Origin of the sequence: Candidatus Phyllobacterium onerii, from assembly GCF_028331445.1 — a bacterium.
Classification (GTDB): domain Bacteria; phylum Pseudomonadota; class Alphaproteobacteria; order Rhizobiales; family Rhizobiaceae; genus Phyllobacterium; species Phyllobacterium onerii.
Genome location: NZ_JAQMHX010000064.1, coordinates 1 through 245, shown reverse-complemented (window position 1 = coordinate 245; position 245 = coordinate 1). Strand labels below are relative to the sequence as shown.

The window sequence follows — 245 nt, the reverse complement described above, 5'->3', positions numbered from 1 at the left end:
TCAGCCCATCCATAACAGGTTTTGACTGCCGGTCGTTGTTGCGCAGGAATACAGCAAACCGGCTGACGCGTTCAACCAGCGACGTCACGTTGGCCTTTCCGAACTTCTTGCGAAACTGCATGAGGTCACATTCCCAATGCCCGAACTGTTTGCGCTCGGCAACGACGTCGGGACGGAAAAGAATGTTGACTTCCGGGCTGAAACGACGGCCATGGCGCCGTCTGGCATGCCTCGGCCGGCGTCTG

At 58.0% G+C, this 245-nt stretch carries 1 pseudogene; it reads right to left on the bottom strand.

From position 1 onward, the window contains the following. Positions 1-245: pseudogene (locus PHA01_RS29215) on the bottom strand (IS30 family transposase); the annotation flags it as partial.